This window comes from Micromonospora sp. NPDC047738 (genome assembly GCF_040642675.1).
Classification (GTDB): Bacteria; Actinomycetota; Actinomycetes; order Mycobacteriales; family Micromonosporaceae; genus Micromonospora.
This window is the reverse complement of the sequence record NZ_JBEYSO010000013.1, coordinates 168,851-174,850: the sequence shown is the minus strand read 5'-3', so window position 1 is coordinate 174,850 and position 6,000 is coordinate 168,851. Positions and strand designations below refer to the sequence as shown.

6 protein-coding genes are annotated in these 6,000 nt (G+C 68.9%); 1 reads left to right on the top strand and 5 read right to left on the bottom strand.

Annotation, left to right across the window (positions count from 1 at the left end):
* Positions 1–554 precede the first annotated feature (554 nt).
* On the top strand, positions 555–782 hold the full coding sequence (locus ABZ783_RS21735; RefSeq protein ID WP_357441071.1) for a hypothetical protein: 228 nt from the start codon (positions 555–557) through the stop codon (positions 780–782).
* Positions 783–788: 6 nt separating this feature from the next.
* Here the strand turns inward: ABZ783_RS21735 and ABZ783_RS21730 are convergent, their stop codons facing one another.
* The 5 genes from ABZ783_RS21730 to tig all read right to left on the bottom strand — a co-directional run bounded on the left by ABZ783_RS21730 (position 789) and on the right by tig (position 6,000).
* Positions 789–1,586: a carbon-nitrogen hydrolase family protein gene (locus ABZ783_RS21730; RefSeq protein WP_357441068.1), complete on the bottom strand. Its 798-nt coding sequence runs from the start codon at positions 1,584–1,586 to the stop codon at positions 789–791.
* 69 nt (positions 1,587–1,655) lie between these two features.
* On the bottom strand, positions 1,656–2,951 hold the full coding sequence (gene clpX / locus ABZ783_RS21725) for an ATP-dependent Clp protease ATP-binding subunit ClpX (RefSeq protein WP_073836588.1): 1,296 nt from the start codon (positions 2,949–2,951) through the stop codon (positions 1,656–1,658).
* Positions 2,952–3,161: 210 nt separating this feature from the next.
* Positions 3,162–3,824, bottom strand: coding sequence for an ATP-dependent Clp protease proteolytic subunit (locus tag ABZ783_RS21720; protein ID WP_073836589.1), 663 nt, complete (start codon positions 3,822–3,824; stop codon positions 3,162–3,164).
* Positions 3,825–3,838: 14 nt separating this feature from the next.
* The gene (locus ABZ783_RS21715; protein ID WP_073836590.1) at positions 3,839–4,480 is read right to left on the bottom strand and encodes an ATP-dependent Clp protease proteolytic subunit; all 642 of its coding nucleotides are present in this window, start codon (positions 4,478–4,480) and stop codon (positions 3,839–3,841) included.
* A 173-nt stretch (positions 4,481–4,653) separates the two neighbouring features.
* Positions 4,654–6,000, bottom strand: a complete 1,347-nt coding sequence (gene tig / locus ABZ783_RS21710) for a trigger factor (RefSeq protein WP_357441063.1) — start codon at positions 5,998–6,000, stop codon at positions 4,654–4,656.

Genomic DNA, 6,000 nt, shown 5'->3' with positions numbered 1-6,000 from the left:
TTTGGCACTGGCTTATCAAACACCCTGTTGAGTTCTCAAAGAACAACCACACACCATCCAGCAACCCTGCAATCCACAGGACCCTGTCCGGGGCAACCTCTCCACTCTACCCGGGCCGTTCCGCGCGGTCAACCTCGTCTCCGAGGTGATCAGCTTGGTTCGGTCCGATCCACGCCGACGCACGCCGTACCCGGCGGTCGTTGCTGTCGTGGGTTCCGGCGGACCGGCCGGCGTCGCTTTCGCGATCACCCGCCCGGCTCCCTGCCGGCCTTCGAACTCTACCCGGTCGGCTTCGCGATCGCAACCCCGTGTTTTCGGAGCGCCTCGCACCGCCCGGATCCCCAGTCTCGCTCGGCGTCTCCGCCACGAGCCTGGCGCCCGTTGTCGGCCGGTTTGTCCGGCCTCCCGCGTGCAGAGAGAAAGTTACGCGGACGGCCCCGAGAAGGCAAATCAACGTCTGTCACTACGTTTCCGGCGGGCGCCACAGCACCGGATGGCAGACCGGAGGCATCGAGGAGGACCACGGAGGGCACAACCGTGCCAGAGTGTCTGGCATGGATGACGTGTCCCGGATCCCGGTGGCGACGCTCGCCGCAGACACCCTGCTCGGCCTGCTGCTGCCGTTCTGGCAGCTCGTCATCGCCGCCTTCGTGGTCTTCGTCGTCGCGGCGTCAGTGGGGCGGCTGGCCAGACGCGGCCGCTCCCGGATGACCACGGCACTGCTGATCACCGCCGCGGCGATCGCCGGCTTCACCGTGCTCGGTGTGCTGCTGGAGAGCTGACCGGGCTCACAGCCGGCGGTTGGCGAGGCTGGGCAACTCGGCGCGGATCTTCCGCAGCCGGTCGAGGTCCAGATCAGTGACGGCGAGGCCGGGGCCGTCCGGGACCTGGCTGAGCACCGTCCCCCACGGGTCGACCACCATGCTGCGTCCGAAGCAGGTCCGCCCCGGATCGTGGTCACCGGTCTGGCCGGCGGCGGCGACGAAGCACTGGTTCTCGATCGCCCGCGCCCGCAGCAGGACCTCCCAGTGGTCCCGGCCGGTGTGCATCATGAACGCGGCGGGCACGACCAGGAGCGCGGCACCGCCGTCCGTGGCCAGTTGCCGGTAGAGCTCGGGGAAGCGCAGGTCGTAGCAGATCGAGAGGCCGACGCGGACGCCGTCGACGTCGACCACCACCGGCTGGTCGCCCGGAGCCACCGCCGCGGACTCCAGGTAGGAGACCCGGCCCGGAATCTCCACGTCGTACAGGTGGATCTTGCGGTAGCTGGCGGCGAGCGCACCGGTGCGGTCGAAGACCAGCGAGGTGTTCCAGGTGTGCTCCGGATCCGGTCCGGCCTCGTGGAACGAGCCGGCGATCACCCACATGCCCAGCCGTCGGGCGACCCCCGCGAAGAACTCCCCCACCACGCCGTCGACCGGCTCGGCCGGCGGCATCCGCTCGGCCACGCCCAGATAGTCGACGTACTCGGGGAGAACGGCGAGGTCGGCCCCGGCCGCCGCGGCCCTGACCAGCAGGGCCTCGGCGGCGGCCAGGTTCGCCGCACGGTCGTCGCGGGCGTTGAGCTGGCAGACGGCGACGCGCATGGGGCTCAGCGTACGGGCGGCGCGCGGCCGGCGACAGGGCTCAGCCGAGCAGCGCCCCGGTGCTGACGGTCAGGCGGACTTCTCCTCGCGATCCCGACGAGCCCGGCGACCGGTGAACTCACGGGGCACGATGGTCGGGTTGACGTTCTCCAGCACCACCTCGCGGGTGATCAGCACCCGGGCGGCGTCGGGGTTGCTCGGCACCTCGTACATCACGGAGAGCAGGACCTCTTCCATGATCGCCCGCAGGCCACGGGCGCCGGTGCCGCGGAGCATGGCCTGGTCGGCGATCGCCTCCAGCGCCGGCTGCTCGAACTCCAACTCCACGCCGTCCAGCTCGAAGAGGCGCTGGTACTGCCGGACCAGGGCGTTGCGCGGCTCGGTGAGGATCCGCACCAGGGCCGACCGGTCGAGGCTGCGCACGTTGGTGATCACCGGGAGCCGGCCGATGAACTCGGGGATCAGCCCGAACTTGAGCATGTCCTCCGGCATGACCTGGCTGAAGATGTCGTCGGTCGACCGATCGGAGACCGACCGGAGCCGGGCGCCGAAGCCGGTGCCGCCGGAGCCGGTGCGGGCCTCGATGATCTGGTCGAGGCCGGCGAAGGCACCGCCGCAGATGAACAGCACGTTGGTGGTGTCGATCTGGATGAACTCCTGGTGCGGGTGTTTCCGCCCGCCCTGCGGCGGCACGTTGGCCACCGTGCCTTCGAGCATCTTCAGCAGCGCCTGCTGCACGCCCTCGCCGGAGACGTCCCGGGTGATCGACGGGTTCTCCGACTTACGGGCGATCTTGTCGACCTCGTCGATGTAGATGATCCCGGTCTCGGCGCGCTTGATGTCGTAGTCGGCCGCCTGGATCAGCTTGAGGAGAATGTTCTCCACGTCCTCGCCGACGTATCCCGCCTCGGTGAGGGCGGTGGCGTCGGCGATCGCGAACGGGACGTTGAGCATCCGGGCCAGGGTCTGCGCCAGGTGGGTCTTGCCGCAGCCGGTGGGACCGAGCAGCAGGATGTTGGACTTGGCCAGCTCCACGCCGTCGTTGCCGGAGCCGGGCGCGCCGGCCGCCTCGGCCTGGATCCGCTTGTAGTGGTTGTAGACCGCGACGGCGAGCGCCTTCTTGGCCTGCTCCTGACCGACGACGTAGTTGTCGAGGAACTGGCAGATCTCCATCGGCTTGGGAAGCTCTTCCCACTTCACCTCGCCGGACTCGGCCAGCTCCTCCTCGATGATCTCGTTGCAGAGATCGATGCACTCGTCGCAGATGTAGACGCCCGGGCCCGCGATGAGCTTCTTGACCTGCTTCTGCGACTTGCCGCAGAAGGAGCACTTCAGTAGGTCGCCGCCGTCACCGATCCGTGCCACCTACGTTCTCCCTGCACTCGTCGGCCGGAGCGCCGGCCCTGACCTGCGGGCCTGCCGCCCGTCCGTCTGTCGTCCCATTCGCCGGTCCGCACCAGCGAAGCGGTACAGACCCGACGTTACCCGCTGCCGGAGGTTTCTCCGACCCCCAAAACGGGTGTGTCAGAGGTCGGCCGGGACCGATGCCCCGGCCGACCTCCGATCCAGCAGAGCTCAGCTCGCGGCGTGCGCCGCCAGCAGACCCTTCTTGCGGCTGGTCAGGATCGTGTCGACCAGCCCGTACTCCTTGGCCTCCTCGGCCGTCATGATCTTGTCGCGGTCGATGTCCTTGCGGACCTGGTCGACCGGGCGGTTGCAGTGCTGGGACAGCATCGTCTCCAGCTGCGTCCGCATCCGCAGGATCTCCCGGGCCTGGATCTCGATGTCCGAGCCCTGGCCGTAGCCGCCCTCGGTGGCCGGCTGGTGGATGATGATCCGGGAGTTGGGCAGCGCCATCCGCTTGCCCGGGGTGCCCGCGGAGAGCAGCACGGCCGCCGCGCTGGCCGCCTGGCCGAGGCAGACGGTCTGGATGTCCGGGCGGACGTACTGCATGGTGTCGTAGATCGCCGTCATGGCGGTGAAGGAGCCGCCGGGCGAGTTGATGTACATGATGATGTCGCGGTCCGGGTCGGTGCCCTCGAGCGTCAGCAGCTGGGCCATCACGTCGTTGGCCGAGGCGTCGTCCACCTGCACGCCGAGGAAGATGATCCGGTCCTCGAAGAGCTTGTTGTACGGGTTGGACTCCTTCATCCCGTACGACGTGCGCTCGACGAACGACGGCAGAACGTAGCGGTTGTGCACGGCCGCGAACTGGGGCGGCAGGCTCAGGTCGGTCATCGTCAGCTCCTCGATCAGCTCAGGGTCCCGGCGCCTTCCGGAACCTGGGCGGCTCCGGTGATCACCTTGTCGATGAAGCCGTAGTCCATGGCCTCCTGGGCCGTGAACCAGCGGTCGCGGTCCGAGTCCGCCTCGATCTCCGCCGCGTTCCGGCCGGTGTGGAACGCGACCCGCTCCTGGAACATCCGCTTGGTGTAGAGCATCTGCTCGGCCTGGATCGCGATGTCGGCGGCCGTACCGCCCATGCCACCCGACGGCTGGTGCATCATGATCCGCGCGTGCGGCAGGGCGTACCGCTTGCCCTTGGTGCCCGCGCAGAGCAGCAGCTGGCCCATCGAGGCCGCCATGCCCATCGCCACGGTCGACACGTCGTTGTCGATGAACTGCATGGTGTCGTAGATGGCCATGCCGGAGTAGACCGAGCCACCCGGCGAGTTGATCCAGAGGTTGATGTCGCGGTCCGGGTCCTCCGCGGCGAGCAGCAGCAGCTGCGCGCAGATGCGGTTGGCGACCTGGTCGGTCACCTCGCTGCCCAGGAAGATGATCCGCTCCTTGAGCAACCGGTTGTAGACCGAGTCGTCGAGGTTGCCAATTGAGTCACCACCGCGGGCCTCGAGCGCCCGGAGCGGCTTCGCTGGGATGTGCATGTCGGTCATGGCAGCCCTTCGCTCTCCGTACCGTCGTACCCGACACTAACCGCTCAGCCGGGGGGCGTACTCCCGGTCGGGGCACTGTTCGCTCTCAGCGCAGCTGCCCCGAAGGGCGTACCCGAAAAGGGTTTCGGCCGCCGTCCAGCGTGCAGCGAGGGACGGCGGCCGACACCCGGCGATCAGTGCTCGTGGTTGTGCTCGGCCTCGTTCTGGGCGCGGAGCGCGTCCAGGGTGACCTCGTTGCCCGCCGAGTCCTTGATCTTGATCTTCTCCATCACGGCGGCGAGCGCCTTGCCCCGGCGGACGTCGCCGAAGACGGCCGCCGCGGCGCCGGAGCGGACCAGCTGGTCGTAGTACTGCTGCGGGGCCATGCCGGCGCGCTGGGCGCGGTGGACGATCTCGTGGCCGAACTCGTCGTCGGAGACCTGGACGTCCTCGGCGTCGGCCAGGGTGTCCAGCAGGAGCTGGATCTTGACGCCCTCGGTCGCCGCCTCGTTGAGCTCGGTGTCGATCTGCTCCTCGGTCTTCTCCTCGGCGGCGAGGTATTCCTCCAGGGAGGCGCCGATGCGCTCGAGCTGGTCGACCATCGCGGCCTTGCGGCTCTCGACCTCCTCGCGGACGACACCCTCCGGGGCCGGCACCTCGGCGGTGGCCACCATCTGCTCGAGGGCCTTGTCCCGGGCGGCGTAGATCTGCTCGACCTGCTTGCCCCGGGTCACCCGCTCGCGGAGGTCGTTGCGCAGCTCCTCGATGGTGTCGAACTCGCTGGCCAGCTGGGCGAAGTCGTCGTTGAGCTCCGGCAGCTCCTTCTCCTTGACCGTGCGGACGGTCACCGCCACGTCGGCGTCACGGCCGGCGTAGTCGCCGCCCACCAGCTGGGTGGAGAAGGTGGTGCTCTCGCCGGCGGCCAGGCCGACCAGGGCCTCGTCCAGGCCCGGCAGAAGCTGCTTGCTGCCGACCTCGTGCGAGATGTTGCTCGCCGAGCCGCCCGGCACCTCCTCGCCGTCGACGGTGGCGTTCAGGTCGATCTGGACGTAGTCGCCCTCCTGGGCGGCCCGCTCGACGGTCTTCAGCGTGGCGAACCGCTCACGCAGGCCGTTCACCTGCTCGTCGATCTCGCTGTCGGCGACCTGGATCTCGTCCACGGTCACCTCGATGGACGCCGGGTCCGGCAGGGTGATCTCCGGGCGGACGTCGACCTCGGCGGTGAAGTTGAGCGAGTCGCCATCGGCGAACTCGGTGATCTCGACCTCCGGGCGACCGAGGGTCTTCAGGTCGTGCTCGCGGACCGCGGCGAGGATGTTCTGCGGGATCGCCTCCTGCACCGCCTCGTTGAGGACGGTGCCCCGGCCCACCCGCTGGTCGATCACCCGCGGGGGAACCTTGCCCCGACGGAAGCCGGGAACCTGGACCTGCTGCCCGATCTCCCGGTACGCCTTCTTGAGGCTCGGCTCGAGCTCGACGAACGGCACCTCGATGGCGAGCCGCACGCGCGTCGGGCTCAGAGTCTCGACGGTGCTCTTCAC

Excerpts from the sequence above, each read along its gene's own strand:
- ABZ783_RS21730 (WP_357441068.1), bottom strand. The coding sequence starts at position 1,586 with ATGCGCGTCGCCGTCTGCCAGCTCAACGCCCGCGACGACCGTGCGGCG.
- ABZ783_RS21735 (WP_357441071.1), top strand. The coding sequence starts at position 555 with ATGGATGACGTGTCCCGGATCCCGGTGGCGACGCTCGCCGCAGACACC.
- ABZ783_RS21720 (WP_073836589.1), bottom strand. The coding sequence starts at position 3,824 with ATGACCGACCTGAGCCTGCCGCCCCAGTTCGCGGCCGTGCACAACCGC.
- ABZ783_RS21715 (WP_073836590.1), bottom strand. The coding sequence starts at position 4,480 with ATGACCGACATGCACATCCCAGCGAAGCCGCTCCGGGCGCTCGAGGCC.